This window comes from Neochlamydia sp. TUME1, from assembly GCF_000813645.1.
Lineage (GTDB): Bacteria > Chlamydiota > Chlamydiia > Chlamydiales > Parachlamydiaceae > Neochlamydia.
The window spans coordinates 1-16,142 of record NZ_JRXI01000049.1; the positions used below are offsets into that span (position 1 = coordinate 1).

General features: G+C 38.0%; 14 protein-coding genes, 1 other RNA gene and 1 pseudogene. 4 read left to right on the forward strand and 12 right to left on the reverse strand.

Annotation, left to right across the window (positions count from 1 at the left end; translation table 11 throughout):
- Positions 1-474 (forward strand): annotated as a pseudogene (locus DB41_RS02270) (histone deacetylase); the annotation flags it as partial.
- Here the strand turns inward: DB41_RS02270 and dapF are convergent.
- From dapF to DB41_RS02285, 3 genes are all read right to left on the reverse strand, one after another.
- Complete coding sequence (dapF, locus tag DB41_RS02275) at positions 437-1,246, reverse strand: diaminopimelate epimerase (protein WP_039383847.1); 810 nt, start codon at positions 1,244-1,246, stop codon at positions 437-439. The pseudogene DB41_RS02270 and the gene dapF sit on opposite strands and share 38 nt — an antisense overlap.
- A gap of 104 nt (positions 1,247-1,350) precedes the next feature.
- The gene (locus DB41_RS02280; protein ID WP_042241773.1) at positions 1,351-1,962 is read right to left on the reverse strand and encodes an ATP-dependent Clp protease proteolytic subunit; all 612 of its coding nucleotides are present in this window, start codon (positions 1,960-1,962) and stop codon (positions 1,351-1,353) included.
- A 57-nt stretch (positions 1,963-2,019) separates the two neighbouring features.
- On the reverse strand, positions 2,020-3,504 hold the full coding sequence (locus DB41_RS02285; protein WP_039383849.1) for a glycine hydroxymethyltransferase: 1,485 nt from the start codon (positions 3,502-3,504) through the stop codon (positions 2,020-2,022).
- 523 nt (positions 3,505-4,027) lie between these two features.
- Between DB41_RS02285 and cdsZ the strand changes: the two genes are divergently transcribed.
- A complete protein-coding gene (cdsZ, locus tag DB41_RS02290; RefSeq protein ID WP_039383851.1) occupies positions 4,028-4,801 on the forward strand; it encodes a zinc ribbon domain regulatory protein CdsZ in 774 nt (257 codons plus the stop codon).
- A 129-nt stretch (positions 4,802-4,930) separates the two neighbouring features.
- An RNA gene (gene rnpB / locus DB41_RS10510) (RNase P RNA component class A) lies at positions 4,931-5,294 on the forward strand.
- Positions 5,295-5,669: 375 nt separating this feature from the next.
- Here the strand turns inward: rnpB and folE are convergent.
- From folE to DB41_RS02325, 7 genes are all read right to left on the reverse strand, one after another.
- On the reverse strand, positions 5,670-6,374 hold the full coding sequence (gene folE, locus DB41_RS02295) for a GTP cyclohydrolase I FolE (RefSeq protein WP_039383852.1): 705 nt from the start codon (positions 6,372-6,374) through the stop codon (positions 5,670-5,672).
- On the reverse strand, positions 6,355-7,074 hold the full coding sequence (locus tag DB41_RS02300; RefSeq protein ID WP_080502358.1) for a TrmH family RNA methyltransferase: 720 nt from the start codon (positions 7,072-7,074) through the stop codon (positions 6,355-6,357). Before DB41_RS02300 ends, folE begins: the two co-directional genes overlap by 20 nt.
- A gap of 49 nt (positions 7,075-7,123) precedes the next feature.
- Entirely contained in the window at positions 7,124-8,719 is a 1,596-nt protein-coding gene (locus tag DB41_RS02305) for an ABC-F family ATP-binding cassette domain-containing protein (RefSeq protein WP_039383855.1), read from the reverse strand.
- A 258-nt stretch (positions 8,720-8,977) separates the two neighbouring features.
- Positions 8,978-9,973 carry a tyrosine recombinase XerC gene (locus tag DB41_RS02310; protein WP_039383857.1) on the reverse strand — a complete coding sequence of 332 codons (996 nt, stop codon included), beginning with the start codon at positions 9,971-9,973 and terminating at the stop codon, positions 8,978-8,980.
- Between the two features lie 11 nt (positions 9,974-9,984).
- Positions 9,985-10,896 (reverse strand): ribonuclease Z, encoded by a 912-nt coding sequence (locus tag DB41_RS02315; RefSeq protein ID WP_039383859.1) that lies wholly within the window; start codon positions 10,894-10,896, stop codon positions 9,985-9,987.
- Positions 10,897-10,908: 12 nt separating this feature from the next.
- Positions 10,909-12,087 carry a rhomboid family intramembrane serine protease gene (locus DB41_RS02320; protein WP_039383860.1) on the reverse strand — a complete coding sequence of 393 codons (1,179 nt, stop codon included), beginning with the start codon at positions 12,085-12,087 and terminating at the stop codon, positions 10,909-10,911.
- A gap of 11 nt (positions 12,088-12,098) precedes the next feature.
- Positions 12,099-12,599: an adenylyltransferase/cytidyltransferase family protein gene (locus tag DB41_RS02325; RefSeq protein WP_052243805.1), complete on the reverse strand. Its 501-nt coding sequence runs from the start codon at positions 12,597-12,599 to the stop codon at positions 12,099-12,101.
- A 450-nt stretch (positions 12,600-13,049) separates the two neighbouring features.
- On the opposite strand from DB41_RS02325, the gene DB41_RS02330 reads away from it, so the two are divergent.
- Positions 13,050-14,504: a hypothetical protein gene (locus tag DB41_RS02330; protein ID WP_039383862.1), complete on the forward strand. Its 1,455-nt coding sequence runs from the start codon at positions 13,050-13,052 to the stop codon at positions 14,502-14,504.
- Between the two features lie 234 nt (positions 14,505-14,738).
- On the opposite strand, the gene DB41_RS02335 is transcribed toward DB41_RS02330, so the two are convergent.
- Positions 14,739-15,182, reverse strand: a complete 444-nt coding sequence (locus DB41_RS02335; protein WP_039383864.1) for a tetratricopeptide repeat protein — start codon at positions 15,180-15,182, stop codon at positions 14,739-14,741.
- On the reverse strand, positions 15,158-16,142 hold a 985-nt coding region (locus DB41_RS02340), incomplete at its 5' end, for a tetratricopeptide repeat protein (protein ID WP_039383865.1). The genes DB41_RS02340 and DB41_RS02335, both read right to left, overlap by 25 nt.

Here is a 16,142-nt window from a genome sequence, read left to right on the forward strand (position 1 = left end):
TTAATTATAGATTGGGACGTTCATCATGGCAACGGTATACAAGATATTTTCTATGAAGATCCTGCAGTTTTTTACTTTAGCACCCACAATAAAAGAATCTATCCAGGTACAGGCTCAAGCCAGGAAAAAGGAAGAGGGGCAGGTAAAGGATCCAATCTTAACTTTCCTATCGAACCTTACGAGAATCCTAGGAAAAAAATTAAAGAAATTTTTAGTGGCCAGCTTATGGAAAGCATGAAAAGCTTTCAACCAGAGTTTATTTTTATTGCGGCAGGTTTTCATGCCCATGCGCAGGATCCTATAGGAGGCTTTAATTTGACTACTCATGATTTTGTAGATTTGACGCGAAACGTTAAAGGTTTGGCTGAAAAGTATTGTAAAGGCCGCTTAGTATCAGTATTGGAAGGTGGCTATAACTTAGAAGTTTTAAAAGAAATCATTCCAGCGCATGTTCAAGGTTTACTGTCCCCTTAAAAACTAGCTTTGCAGGCCCTATCATACGCACCTTGGTAAAGCAACCCTTATTATATTCGAAATCAATTCTAAGAAAGTCTTCCGATCGGACTTTCACAGTTAAGGGACCTTTTAATTCATAAAGCTTGGCAGCTGCTAATGCTGCTGCGGTAGCTCCCGTTCCACAGGCAAGTGTTTCTTGCTCCACCCCACGTTCATAGGTTCTAACATGAAGGATGCCCTGGTCATCTATTTGTACAAAGTTTACATTAGCTCCGCGGGGAGCAAAGAGAGGATGAAAGCGTAGGGTGCGCCCACATTCATTAAGATCTAAGAGATCGAGTTTCTCTGTAAAGATTACAGCGTGAGGCACGCCCGTATCCAAATAATGAATTGTCCAAGGAAAAAGATTAAGAGACCATCGTATTTCAGAAGGGCTTCCCATTTGTACCGCTACATCCTCATCCTCAGAACTAACCTTCAAAGTACTAAATAAGGTTTCAATATTTAGCCACTCCTCTTGAATGCCACACTCTTGGATAAACTTGAATAGGCAGCGGATACCATTTCCGCACATTTCGGCTTCACTACCATCGGCATTGAAAATGCGCATTTTGTAATGAGCTTTTTGCGATGTTTCTAAAAGAATAACCCCATCTGCCCCAATTCCTTTTTGCCGAGCGCACAATTTTTGGATAAGGTTAGGCGTTAAAGCAGAAAGTTTAGAAGTTCGATTATCAAAAAGGATGAAATCATTTCCACATCCTGAGTATTTTGAAAAAGTAAATAGCATGAATAAATTTAATAGAAAATTTAAAAGAAAATCACCGATCAGCAGAAAAAATGAAATTAAAAAAGTAATCGTTCTTAATGCTTATCAGGAATTTTCTTTTATTTTTACATCTCTAGATCGTCTATAGAATGAACAATGCCATCTAGCAAGCCAAATTCTAGGGCTTCTTGAGGGCTTAACCAGTTATCGCGATCCATCGCTTTTTGAATGGTTTCATAGTCTTTACCTGTCTGATGCATGTAAAGTCTTATCAGAGCTTCATGCGTCTTAAGCATTTCTTTTGCCTGAATCTCTAAATCAGTCGCTTGGCCTTTAATCACGCCTCCAATCAGAGGCTGGTGAATCATAATCCTTGACTGAGGGGTAGCAAAGCGTCGTTTCGGAGCTGCTGAAAGGCTTAATACTGAGCCCATAGAGGCTGCTAAGCCGCACACTAAAGTCGTAACAGGAGATTTCATCAGTTGAATTTGATCCCAAATAGCAAATCCTGAGTCGACAGAACCACCGGGGCTATTGATTACAAATAAAATAGGTTTTCCCGGAGCCGTAAGTTCCAAATACCAAAGCTTACGAATAATGCTTTCGGCTGAATTGCTGTCAACCGCATCACTTAGAAAAATGCGGCGGGATTCAAGGATTACGCTATCTATACGATCTTCGAGCCTAATAAAAGGTATACTGCTATAGTTATCTTTTTCTTTATCTGCTTTAGCCATGGATGTCTTCTCCGAAGATTAAATTAAGCCTCATTATCCTTATTTTAGTCTGCAAAATCAAGCATCATTTACAATGATTTCAGGATAAAGAGGATAGCGCTTTAAAAGTTCTGCTACACGGCTTCTGGATTTTTCTAAAATTACAGGCTCTACAATTGCTTGTGCTTTACTAGGTTGCCCGGTTTTATTATTAATAATCGGCGTAGTATGAGTAAGGATATCAGCAGAGATATCTGCGATTTCAGCCATTTCCTCAACACCTAATCCTAACGTTGTGACTGCTGCTGCTCCCATGCGGACCCCCGAAGTGTACCAGGGTCCATTTTTGTCAAAAGGTATGGCATTACGATTGACAGTCAACATAGCTTGGCGTAATGCCGTCTCAGCATGTCTGCCGGTTAACCCATAGTGAGTTAAGTCTAAAATTAGCAAATGATTTTCTGTGCCTCCTGTCACTAACCGAATTCCTCTTTTGCGGAATTGAGCGGCAAGAGCTTGCGTGTTATCCACAATTTTTTGTGCATAGTCGCAGAATGCCTTGCTATTAGCCTCTTTAAAAGCAATAGCCTTTGCAGCTATCACATGAGGCAAAGGACCTCCAAGAACAAGGGGGCATCCTTTATTGACAATGTCAATATATTCTTTAGTACAGAGGATAATGCCGCCACGTGGCCCCCTCAGGGTCTTGTGGGTGGTAGAAGTGACTATATGGGCATAAGGAATAGGGTTAAACTCACCGGTAAATACTTTCCCAGCCACCAATCCGGCAAAATGAGCCATATCAACCATTAACACGGCCCCCACGCTATCTGCAATTTCACGCATTTTAGCAAAGTTAAGTTTGCGAGGATAAGCTGAATAACCTGCTAAAAGAATAGTAGGTTTCTCTTGTTTAGCCATGTTTGCAAGCTGTGAGTAATCTAAAAGTTCAGTAGAGGGATCTACATCATAAAGCACAGCTTTCATCATTTTACTGGATATGTTATGCCGGTAGCCATGCGTTAAATGCCCACCAGAGTTTAAAGACATTCCCATGACTTTTTGATTAAGCATCAGTTGGCGAATATTTTCATATTCGTCGGGAGTTAATTCATCGAGATTTTTTTTACCTAGCTTTTCAATGGCAGGATTTTGCACGCGTTGCACAAGAATAGACCAAAAAGCAACTAAATTAGCATCTGCTCCAGAGTGAGGTTGGACATAAGCCTCTTCACAACCAAAAATGGACTTAAGTTCTTTGGTGGCTATATCCTCAACTGTATCGACGTTTTCGCAGCCTGCATAAAAACGATGATGGGCAAATCCTTCGGCATACTTATCTGTCAGAAGGTTTCCCATAGCTAGTTGAACAGCTAGGGAAGAAAAATTTTCTGAAGCAATAAGTTTAAGATATGAGCGTTGATCCTTAAGTTCCTGCAAGATGCTCGCACTGATTTGAGGAGCCGTGTTTTCAATATAGTCTAAAGCTGCTAAGTAGGCGATAGTAGCTTTATTACGTTCTTTATTGGCGCTTTTTGCAAAATAATTGTCTAGTAGTGTCATAAGCAAACTCCTCATTAAGGATCATAAGACGAACCAATTTATCCTAAATATGCAAATTTGTAAATGAGATTACTTTTAAGGCTAAGAAATAAGAAAGAAGAGTTTTTGTCGATTGAAGAATATAGCTAAGTTTTATTGAATAAATTAAAAAAAGTATAATTTAAGAATAGATAAATGGCTAAGGATAAGAGTGTGAATAGCGAATTGAGTTTTTTTTATCTAAGAATGAGAAAGGAAAAACAATTGAGAAACCTCTGAAAATAATCCACTTAAGTCATTCTAAGATAATTGAGAGAGGAGAGTAAAAAATAATTTAGATTAATTAAGTAAAGCTTTTTGCTTTTTTATAAAAATTCTTTTAACTTCCCCATTTTTTCTAGGCAGCGTTTTTTACAAGATAAGTTCATTTAGAAATAAACTTTTTCAGACTTTTTTCTTGAGAATTATCTTTGAAGGAACTATGCTTTATAGCAAAATAGCAAAGACCTGATTAAGGCCACCTTTATAACGCGTAGGAAAAAGCATGCAAGAAGCTCTTAACATAATTTTAGAAATACAAGAATTTGATATGCAGCTTATTCAATTAATGAGGCTCAAAAAAGAGCGTCAAGATGAATTGCATAATATTAATTCTGTTAAATCGGACTTGCAGCATCAATCTCTTGTAAAAGAATCGGAAATAGCAGAATTAAAAAAGCATATACGTCTTGTGGAAGGTGAGCATCATGACATTGTCGCTAAACTAAAGAAACTTGAAGCGCAACAGAATCATGTAAAAAAGGTAGAAGAGTTTAATGCTTTAAGCCAAGAGATGTCAGCAGTAGATCGAGAACGTATTGCTAAAGAATTGCGATTAAGTGACCTTTATGACAAGTTAGCTATAGAAGAAGACCATCTGAAAAACCTTACTCAAAGTCTTGAATCAACTAGCGAAAGTAGTAAAGCTCTTGAAGCTGAAATTATGGAAAGTATTCGTGAAATTAATGCTGAGGGAAGACAACTCAAGCAAAAACGTGATGAGCTTGTTCTTAAGGCTGATCCTGAAACGTTTCGCATCTACGAAAGGTTACTGCGTAATAAAAAAGACCGCGTGGTTGTTCCTATTGAAAACCGTTGCTGTAGTGGATGCCACATTATGCTAACAGCTCAAGATGAAAACTTAGTACGAAAAGGTGAGCGTTTAGTCTTCTGTGAACATTGCGCACGTATTCATTATTGGCAAGAAAGTGAAGCACTTGAAGGTACAAGTGTGGCTACAAAGACGCGCCGTCGCCGTTCTACAAAAATAAAAAGTTAAATTTAACCTAAGTATTTACTTAGCATTAAAGCCTTAATTTTTTAAGTAAACCTTGCTGTTAAGCGTTTAAGTTTTACTTGTCCTTTAGGAAATATCTACCTAAATCACTTCAAGTGGATAAAAGCATGTCTGGGAAGAGAGGCAATCGCTCTTGTTTTTTAAGTAAGGGAGGAAAGTCTGGACTTCATAGGAGAGGATACCAGCGAAAAGCTGGGGGCCGTAAGGCTACGGAAAGTGTAACAGAAAATATACCGCTGTTTAACTTTTGTTAAATAGACAGGGTGAAATGCTAACTTTAAGAGGAAGCTCTACTTGAGGAGACTCAAGAGATGACAAACCCTATCCGAAGCAAGACCGAATTAAAGCTATATAGTTCTCCGCTATGCTTTATAAGGGTCGCTTGAGCATGTTAGTGATAATGTGCCTAGATGAATGATTGCCCAACGGTCGTAAGATCGTGAGACAGAATCCGGCTTAAAATCTTCCCAGACTTTTATTTTTCCTTCTTTATTTTCAACCATTTTAAAGAAACTACGTCTGCATAACCGAAAAAGAAATTAATCTTTTTCTAAGCTAAATCTTTCCTTCAAAACAAGCTTTTTTATTAGGTATACGATTTCATAAAGTGTTGCTTAAGAAGCGTATTAGATTTTCTTTAGCTGCCTTTCCTACCTAAAAGCATAGTTTTTGCTGTTTGTATAAAGAGCTGCTTATAAGCATATTTTTAATATTTTATAGTAAATTGGTGGGGTAACTCTTGCAAGGCGAGATAAAAAAGGCCTATCGAAAAGTTTTTTACCTACAGCTAGGATGCATTTTTAAGTTTATCCTACCGATAAAATAGAAATGATAGTGAATATTGGTATTCTCACACGGGGGTATTATTGTAAATCCTAATACTTTCAAAAAATTCCCGGCGTACAACTTCGTTATTTTGAAAATTACCTCGTAAAATATTAGTGACCGTGTGGCTATGTTCATTTTCAATGCCGCGAGCAATGACACAGTAGTGCTCGGCAATAATCGAAATAGCTACATTCTCAGTCTCAAGTAAATGAGCAAGAGAATCTACGATCTGCGCAGCTAATCTTTCTTGCACCTGAGGTCGCTTAGCAAAAAAACGCACAATGCGGGGGATTTTTGATAAACCGATCAATTTTTTGTGAGGGATGTAAGCGACATAAGCATAGCCGCGCATAGGAACAAAGTGGTGTTCACAAAAGCTAGTAAAATTGACTTTTACTAGGATAATATTAGCGTTTTCACTCTTAGAAGGTTTATATTTGTTCTCAAAAAAGCTCACTTCAGGAAAATTATCATCTTTTAGCCCAGAAAAGATTTCCTTGACATACATACGGGCAATACGTTGTGGAGTATCTTGCAGGGAATCATCAGATAAATCGAGCCCTAATATTTGTAGAATTTCGGTATATTTTTCGGCGATCAGTTTAATTTTTTCCTCATCTGTCTTATCATCTATACTCTCTAAAATAGGAGATGGATAGCAAGTGCGGATGTGTAAGGGTGCGCTTGCTCGTAGGGAAAGTTGTTTTTTAGGTGCTTTTTTGGCCATGATCTTCCTTCTTTTGCCTATAAATTTCGCTAGCAGTTATGGCAAAGGCATTTGCAACATTTAATGAATTCTTACGGCCTCTAAGGGGGATTTCAATAAGATGATCTGCTACTCTTAAGACTTCATCCGAGCAACCATATTCTTCATTGCCTAAGGCTAAGGTAAAGACCTCAGGAAAAATAAAGTTATATAAAGATGTAGCTTGGGGGCTTGTCTCCATCACAATCAAGGGTCGAGGCAAATCAGTTACTTTACAGCTAGGGTGGCATTCTATCCATTGAAAGGTTCCCATAGAAGCATTTTGCACCTGTAGATTGTTTATATAGGGAGTATGCTCAGAGAAATAGATGGCTCCTAAGGCAAAAGCTTCAGTGGTTCGAATGATACTCCCAACATTATGAGCTGATCTTAAAGAATCTAAATAGATAGAGATAGGCCATATTTTCTCTCCTTGCGCTCGATCTCCTTGCCGGATAGATGGCAATAAATGATGCTCTCGAACTTTTCGATTAGCTAACTTAAGATGGTAATGATAACGATTGGCAATCTCCTTAGCATCCGAGGAAAGTTTATCTTCCCTCTGCATCCATTCTTGTAGCTCATGATAATGAGCTAACATCCCTTCTATGGGTTGAAAAGCAATTTTATCTTTGTAAATGGCTAATAAAAGCTCTGCACATTTTTTATGTTGTTTTTCCATAGAAAATGATAAGAACTTTCTTTTAGTAAACATTTGGCCTTGATGAATCTTAAGCTTTTTGTTTCTCTGCTTTGACAGCTAAATATTCATCTAAATTCCCGTCAAATACTTGGATACCATTTTCTTCAAAAGCAATAATTTTGTTAGCTACTTGAGAGATCAGATCACGATCATGGCTTACGACTACTACTGTGCCTTTATACTCATTTAATCCCCACGCTAATGCAGAGACAGCCTCTAGGTCGAGATGATTATTAGGCTCATCCAACAAAAGAACGTTATGCTCGGCTAACATCATACCTGCAATAATCAAGCGTGCTGTCTCGCCACCAGAAAGACTAGTTACCGGCTTAAAAGCATCGTCTCCGCCGAAAAGCATTTTGCCCATTACACTACGGATATCTTGATCGTAAATACCAGGGCGCCTTTCTTTAAGCCATTCAAATGACGTTTGTTTAACGTTTTTGTCTACCGCTTCCATATGATTTTGGGGAAAATAGCAGATTTGTACTTGATGGCCGTGTTCTATATTTCCTTTATCAGGAGATAAAGCTCGTGCTAGCATTCTAATAAGAGTAGTCTTTCCGCGGCCATTATTACCGATAATACCAATTTTATCTTCCCTGGCAATTTCTAAAGAGAAATTTGTAACAACCGCCGGTCCATCATAAGCTTTTTGTACATTCTCTACTTTTAATACAATTTTTCCTGGCTGCTTTTCTGTAGGTATAAAACGGATGTAAGGGCGTTGAATATTTGTTTTCTTTAGCTCTTGAGGCTGTAAACGAGAAATTTCACGTTGGCGTGATTGCACTTGGCTTGCGCGTGTTCCGGCGCCAAATTTAGAAACAAATTCGCGTAGTTGGGCAATCTTTTTTTCTTTAGATTTGGCATCTGCTTCCGCACGATCGCGTACTGCACTTTTAGCAGCAATCATATCATCATAGTTGCCAGGATAAAGGATGATAGTCTCATAATCGATATCTGCTATATGGGTAGTTACCGAATTTAAGAAGTGGCGATCATGGCTGATCACAATAAGCACGCCTTTATAACCATGTAAAAAGTTTTCCAACCACCCAATAGATTCTAAATCGAGGTGGTTAGTAGGTTCATCCAGCAGCAAAGCTTGAGGGTCTCCAAATAAAGCTTGGCATAGCAGCACTCTAAATTGATGATCTAAGGGAATTTCATGCATTTTAAGATAAAAAAATTCTTCCGAAATTCCCATACCCGCTAATAGAATTTCCGCATTAGATTCAGCAGAATAACCATCTTCTTCGGCGATAATTCCCTCTATTTCTCCTAGACGCATGCCTACATCATCTGTCATTTCTACTTCATAAAGAGCGTCACGTTCATTAAAGGCATCCCATAGACGTTTATTACCCATGATTACGACATCGACCACTTTAATATCGCTATAGGCTTCAATATTTTGCTTTAGAATCCCTACTCGGTCAGGCAGAGTAATACTTCCACTCGTGGCCTCTTCAACGCCCATAATGATTTTAAGTAAGGTGGTTTTTCCTGCTCCGTTAGGCCCTGTTAAGCCATAACGATTTCCCGCATTAAAAGTCATAATAACTTCTTCAAATAGGACGCGGCTACCAAAGCTTTTAGATATTTTATTTAAAGTCAGCATAAGATAATAAATTTTAGATTTTTTTCTTATTATACTACCTGGAATACAGATAACTCGCAACTAAAATTCAGGATTAACTCTAACCTCTTTTAGACCGCTTAGAATCCTTTAGAAGCATAGAAAAGCTTTGCTTCTGAAAAATAGCTTAAAATAAAATTTTGCATAAAATCCATGATGTAAGATTAATAGATGAAACTATAAAATTTTTTAGAAAAATTATTAATCAAACTGTAAAAAAATTGGATTCTATGCTCTGGCTTATGAAGCGTTAGCACGGGGATGAGATTGATGGTAAACTTTTTTCTTGAGCTTAGGTGACACTTGGGTATAAATAGTGGTCGTAGATAAAGAGGTATGGCCTAATAAAACTTGAATGGTTTTTAGATCCATGCCATTCTCTAACCAATGCGTAGCAATCGTGTGACGGATCGTGTGAGGCGTAATTTTGCCAGCTAAGCCACTATTTTTTATATAATTATCAAATGTTCGATCGATTGAGCGCGTGGTAAGCCGAGTGCCTAGCTTATTCAAAAAGATTGCCTGGGAGTCTACTTGTTCTCTATGTCCATCCGTACAAGCATGGCGTTCGGGGTGCTCGAGATATTTTTGAATCCATTGAGCAGCATTTTTAGTAATAGGGATCACTCTTTCTTTTTTTCCTTTACCTTTAAGGCGTACAAGCAAGTTTTGATAATCAAAATCGCGACGATTAAGAGAAGCTAGCTCGCTGACGCGTAAGCCGGAGCTATAGAATAGCTCCATAATCACGCGATCACGAAAACCTAAGAAAGTAGAGAGGTCTGGTGCTGCAAAGATTTTTAAAACTTGATCGTAGGAAAGAGAGGTGGGAAGCTTTTTCTCTATTTTCGGCGTATCTAGCTCTTCCGTAGGATTAATGCTTATAAATTTATGGGAAAAAGCATACTTAAAGAAGGCACGAATTGAGGAAAGCCGTCTAACAATCGTCTTTTTATTGATACCGTTTTGGGTAAGGGTGGCTAAAAATCCACGAATGGTTTTGCGGTCGATCATGGACAGAGGGATAAGGGCATCATAGGCAGTAGAATATTTATCTACCATGTTATGATGAATTTTAGGTGCTACTTCTTGAGAGGCTTTAGGAGGTAAATGGTAAGTTTCAATATAAATTTTAAAGGCATTTAGATCGATGGCATAATTGCGGACAGTATGCTCCGAGGCATTTCTGATGGTTTTAAGATGTTTTAAAAACTTTTGGGCAGTAGAGATGAACATACATTTTTTTCTTAAAGATTTTTAGGAAAAGGAAATGTTAATAAATCATCAGCAATATAAGTTTGAGGGAAAACCGCTCGAGCTTCTTCTTCAAAAGGCCTTAAGTTTTGGTAGCGTGCGGAAAAATGAGTCAGTATAAGTTGCTTTACACCTGCTTCTTTAGCAATAGTGGCAGCTTGCTTGGCAGTTAGGTGAAAATGCTTACGTGCTAGTTCCTGATGCTCTTCCAGGTAGGTGCTTTCACAGATTAAAACCTTAGCATGGCGAGCGATATCGATGGCGTTTTGACAGTAGCGGGTATCAATAACTACTGCAAGGCTGTCGCCTTTCCTAATATGGCTGACCTGATCTAAAGTCACCGTTTTTCCATCTAAGACTAGAAAACCTTTTTGCTCAAGTTCACGCACTAAAGGCCCTTTAACGCCCAAAGCTTGCAAATTATTGCGGTCATACTTGCGGGTGTCAGGTTCTGTAATTCTCCATCCCAAGTTCTCTACACCATGATCCAATTCCACGGCCTCAATGCGAAATTTACCATCATCATGAACTAGCCCGCCTTTAGAGACAGGATGTTCGACCACATGGATAAGTTCATGATAAATGGTTCCATAGCGCAAACGATCAAAAAAGCGTTTACCACTTGCCGGATAATAGCAGTGAATGGGATGAGTAACCTTATCAAGATTAAGGCGCATCAAAACAGAACCTAGTCCCAGGCAGTGATCTCCATGAAAATGGGAGACAAAAATGCGTGTCACCACTGTAGGAGCTACATTAGCGAAGATAAATTGTCTCTGCGTGCCTTCTCCTGGATCAAACAATAGCCCTTCATCATTCCAACGCACTAAATAAGCACCATGATTGCGCATGCGGGTTGGTTGCTGACTTGAGCAGCCTAAAATGATGATGTCTCGTACGGTCATAAACTAAAAAAATTAACGGTTTTTGTAAGCAAAAAAGTCCAGGCTGCCTAACAGAAGGCCAACAATAGCTCCTGATAAGTGAGCTGTATTCGCTATACCGGGGGAAAAGGGTGATTTTGTATAAATTTCCATCAAAAATGATACCAGTTGAATGCCAAACATCGCAATAATAAATACCATAATAAATGTAAAAGTTGAGGTCTGCAATTGATATCCTTCCCAAGCGGCCTTCTTCTGGCGCCTCCATACAAAGGTGAGCATGGCACAGAGCACCCCAGAAAATCCTAAAAAATTAGGGCCTCCCATCAAATATTGTAGGGTATTTGTAAAGATGCCTGCGAGAAGGATAAATAAGATGTAACGGCTAGGACGCAGGCGCTCTTCCATTTGTTTACCTAAAACGAGGAGCCATATCATGTTAAAAAATAGATGAAAAATATCATCATGGAGCAAAATAGGGGTTAATAAGCGCCAAATTTGCCCTTCACGAATTTTCTCGAATAAAGGAGGATTAGACTCCCCGAAAGCCTTCCCAGTGAAAAAACGATTACTCAGCTTAGCATACAGCCCTTTCCAGTAGGGAGTATGATTAAAGGTGTTAAGGAGTATCTGCTCCTGAAAGGTCATCTCCGTAGGATCTTGAAGACTTTCGATCCCATACGCACTAATGATTTTATCCATTATCGTGTAAGCGTAAGGGTAATCATACATCAATGCTTTATGGATAGGGGAGTTTAATAGCACGCTGCTGGGTAGTTTATTAGTGATATGATTAAGTGAAGGGGTGGTGAAGGTAGAAAGAAAAAGCAGAAGAGTGCAAAGAATTAATAGAGTGGTAGTAATTGTTCCCCAGCCATTGGTTTTAGCATATTGCAGCTTTTTTTGGCGTATCATTTTTAAGGGAGCTTCTTTAATTTTTTCTTTCAAAGGTTCTTTTAGCCAACTTTTTGAGGCAGGAGCCACCGCCATAGCAGCCTGAGGATTATTTACAAAAACTTGCACTTTTTCTAAGGCTTTTTCTAGGTCTTCCTCTTCAATGACCCATAGTTTATAAATCATATCGCCATAATTTTGGCTACCCCAATCGGTATTCTTCTCAATCTCTAGTTGATGTTTAATGCCGTAGCATTCAAGGAAAGCAGAAAGGTCTTGTGCCTGCTTTTGATTTTTAAATGTTCCTATCAAACGCATGATCGAATCTCCTAAGATGGTAACGAAGAAATTTTCTTTAATATTTGTGAGGTAGATAGGCCAGGAATCAAATTCACTAGGTGCAGACGCCCTCCGCTCGCGCGAACCGTCTCTGCTTCAAGGCAATTTTCTCCATATTCTGATCCATTGACATGCACATCGGGTTTAATAATTTTAAGCAACTCAATAGGATTGGTTTCTTCAAACCAGGTCACATAATCGATAAAGCTAAGGGCACTCATCATTTGTAAACGAAATTCTAAAGGAATAATAGGACGCCAAGGGCTTTTATACTGTTTGATCGATTGATCACTATTAAGAGCTACAATAAGAATATCTGCCTGTTGAGAAGCTTCGAATAAAATTTGTAAATGTCCAGCATGTAGCAAATCGAAGGATCCATTAACCGTGGCAATCTTTTGGCCCTGCTCACGTAGTTCTTCAATTTTTTGAGCCAAGTTAAGAGGGGTTATATATTTCTTTAAGCATTCTATAGACCATGTTTTAGACATATAAGCACCTTATTCAAAAGTAAGGGTTATTTTAACAAGCTCGGCTAATTACTAGGTATGGAAATATGCAGATTTATGGTCTGTGAATTTTTTTGTAAAGCGATATAAAAATTCAAAAAATTTACTTAAATAAGTTAATTATAATTTTTTGCTTATTTAACACAAAAATTAATTCAAAAAGTGTTTTTTCAAATGATTTATTTGAAATGGCTCTTTTTCAACGATTTTGGTTAAAAGAGGAGATTAAATAGGGATTAAAAGATTAGCACATAGGTCTCTTTTCTTTCCCTTGTTTTTTTATTGCTTACTACTGTGGAAAAAGGTCTTCATTAATCTTCACACAGATTTTTATGTAGGGTTAGAAATTTTTTTATGCTATGGATGGTAAATAAAACTTAAAAAAAAGCTGGCGATAACATGCGTATGCCGTTAGGGACACCGCTTCATTTGATGAAATATAGCAAGCTCGAAAAAGAAGAAGAGCTTATTGAACAGTTATCTAGGCATTCTGCGGATTTAGTCTCTTTTTTCCTCGTTGCTTGCAATGATGAACTATGGATTGAGTCCTATCCTAACTCAATGAAAGCCTTTTTCAAATGGCTTACTGATGCTCATATTCATACTAATCTTCCTTATCATTTCTTTCATCAGGTTATACCTCCTACTTATCAACACATGGAATTTCTAAAAGCTTTTATTCCGTTAGATTTAACGATTAAAAGTGGTGAGCAAGAATATCTTTTTAATAGCTTACTATTAAGCCATCATAGCTACTATTTTAGACGGCGTATTATGAAGGAGTGTCCTAATGCAGAAAGGCGTATTCTTAAGATTGATGGCATTCTTCCTCAAACGATGGAGGTGATTGAAAAGTTTGTTCTTAAAAACATAGCGGAAGATGTATGGAAAAAGCCGCTTGAGGAGCTTTGGGCTCTTCTCAAAGATTTAGAAATTTTGGGCTTTGCAGCCTTAAGGGAAGCCTGCGAAAGGGTTTTACATCGATACATAAATAGGAATAACGTAGTAGAGATATTGATTAAAGCCCATCATCAATCCTTACTCCTCTTAAAAAATGGCTGCATAGAGTTTATCAATCAGCTAGATTGGGGTATGCGTTTCCTGGTGACCTTGATAAACCATCTTTCGATAGAATTCTTAAATTACAACGCAATCGCTTTGGAAGTATTCAATATCCTCTCTCCTTATATTACCCATCTAACTTTTTCTGGCGCAATGACTGCTAGTCCTTATTTTAAAATGATTACCAATCGTACCCCACATTTAATAGGATTAGATTTAAGTGAGTCTACTATTTTCTCCGATTATCTAGTCGATCTTCCACCTACATTACAAGAGTTGTGTTTATCGCACTGCCCATGGGTAAATGCTGAAGCTTTAAATACCTTAGCAAATACCTGCCCACATCTGTTGAGATTAGATCTAAGCAGTAATGAGCATTTAAACTATGGGATATGGCCTCATCTACAACATCTCAAACAACTAAAGATTCTTGATATCTCACGTTGCTTACAAATTAACGATAATGATTTAAAAATGATTATTCAGGCCTGTCCCTATCTTATAGAATTAAGCCTTGCTAATTGTCAAAAAATCAATGGCGAGGCTTTTTTTCACCTAGGTAGGTTGTTACCCAATATATCTGCCTTAAATTTTTCACGTACCTTGCTTATAGACGCTGCTTTAATTGATATTATGATGCATTGTAAAAATCTATATTTTCTAGATATTTCAAGATGTGAATCCCTTTCTGAAAAGGGAGTTTTAGAGGGGATTAAAAGTTGTCCAAGTTTAAAAAAAATACTTCTGAAGCATTCACCCATTAGCAAGAATGGAATTGAGCAAATTAGGAAAACTTTTCCTTATCTAGAATTAGAAACTGAGTAGGTTTATCTTTCCCTAATAACTATTAATGCTAGCATATAAAAGCCGCTTTAGTAGACGTTAAAGAGTGCTTAATAATAAGAGCGGCTATAGAGCCCTGTAACAGGCCTTCCCTTTTTTTAAAGAGAGAATTATTTTAAGCTTTTTTTACATATCCTTATTTGCTCTTCTAAATTCTTCTATCGTTGAATTTGAATACTTAATCAAGGCTTCCTATTATCTCACTCTAAACAAATTTTAATCGTAAAATTTTTTAGCACCTCCTTGTGAAATTGTTTTTAGCTTATTGACTAGCATTGTCACTATAGGGTGATTTTCATTAAAGAGTTTAAGAGCAATCTCAAGCGTTTTCTTGAAATACTTAGCGGCCTTTTCCAAGTTTCCTTGATCTTGGTAGATTTGTCCCAAGTTATTGTAATCTCTTACCACCGTGTGATGATTTTCACCAAAAAGCTTAAGGTCAATGGCAAGCGCTTTGTTAATATACACTGCGGCTTTGTCTAAATTACCTTGCTTTTTGTAGATTAGTCCTAGGTTGTTGTAATTGGTTGCCACGGTGGAATGATGTTCACCAAACAGCCTAAGGTCAATGGCAAGCGCTTTGTTAATATACTCTTCCGCCTGGCCTAAATTGCCTTGATCATGGTAGATTGCTCCTAGGTTGCTGTAGTCGATTGCCATTGCGGGGTGATTTTCGCCAAAAACTTAAAGTCAATGGCAAGTGCTTCGTTAATATACACTGCGGCTTTGTCTAAATTACCTTGCTTTTTGTAGATTAGTCCTAGGTTGTTGTAATGGGTTGCCACGGTGGAATGATGTTCACCAAACAGCCTAAGGTCAATGGCAAGCGCTTTGTTAATATACTTTGCCGCCTTTTCCAAGTTTCCTTGATCTTGGTAGATTTGTCCCAAATTATTGTAATCTCTTACCACCGTGTGATGATTTTCACCAAAAAGCTTAAGGTTAATGACTAGCGCTCTGTTTATATACTCTGCCGCCTTGTCTAAATTACCTTGTTCTTTGTAGATTAGTCCTAGGCTGCTATAATTGCTTGCCACATCGGGGTAACTTTCACCAAAAAGCTTAAGGTTAATGGCAAGCGCTTTGCTGCTACACTCTTCCGCCTGGCCTAAATAGCCTTGGTTTTTGTAGATTAGTCCTAGGTTATTGTAACCAAATGCCACACTAGAATGATATTCACCAAAAAGCTTAAGGTTAATGGCAAGTGCTTTGCTGCTACACTCTTCCGCCTGGCTTAAATTGCCTTGGTCTTGGTAGATTAGTCCTAGGTTATTGTAACAAATTGCCACCTCGAGATGATATTCACCAAAAAGCTTAAGATTGATGGCAAGCACTTTGTTAATATACTCTGCCGCTTTGTCTAAATAACTTTGCTTTTTGTAGATTTTTCCTAGATTGTTGTAAATGTTTGCCACAGTGAGATGATCTTCACCAAAAAGCTTAAGGTTAATGGCAAGCGCTTTAGTGCTATACTCTTCCGCCTTGCCTAAATTACCTTGTTCTTTGTAAATTCCTCCTAGGTTGTTGTAATCGATTGCCACACTGGGATGATCTTCACCAGAAAGCTTAAGGTCAATGACAAGCGCTTTAGTGCTATACTCTTCCGCCTTATCTAAATGG